Here is a 383-nt window from a genome sequence, read left to right on the forward strand (position 1 = left end):
GGTGCGACGGACGGTGCTGGACGGGTTCGCCCATCAGGTCGCCCCCTTCGCGCACATCTCTTCCGCGGTCGGCGCGGACCGTGCGGCGGGCCGGAACCCGCTGTTCCAGATCATGCTCACCCACCAGTCCCACGGTAACGACGAGCCTCTCTGGCTCGGTCAGGCGACTGCGACGACGGAGCTGGCCCCGCTCGGGGCGGTCAAGACCGACCTCGACCTCTACCTCACCGACACCACCGACGGCATGTCGGGGACGCTCTCCTATGCCACGGATTTGTTCGATCCGGCGACGGTGGCCCGGTTTGTGGGGGTGTTCCGGCGTGTGTTGGAGGCGATCGCGTCGTTCCCGGACGAGCGGGTGAGCGGTCTGGATCTGCTTCCCG

Annotated in this window: 1 protein-coding gene; it reads left to right on the top strand. The window is 68.4% G+C overall.

Features of this window, described 5'->3' with window-relative positions:
- Positions 1-13 precede the first annotated feature (13 nt).
- A partial coding sequence (locus GVL03_RS21820; RefSeq protein ID WP_235038310.1) for a condensation domain-containing protein occupies positions 14-383 on the top strand: 370 nt, incomplete at its 3' end.

The organism is Microbacterium sp. 18062 (genome assembly GCF_902706225.1).
Taxonomy (GTDB): domain Bacteria; phylum Actinomycetota; class Actinomycetes; order Actinomycetales; family Microbacteriaceae; genus Microbacterium.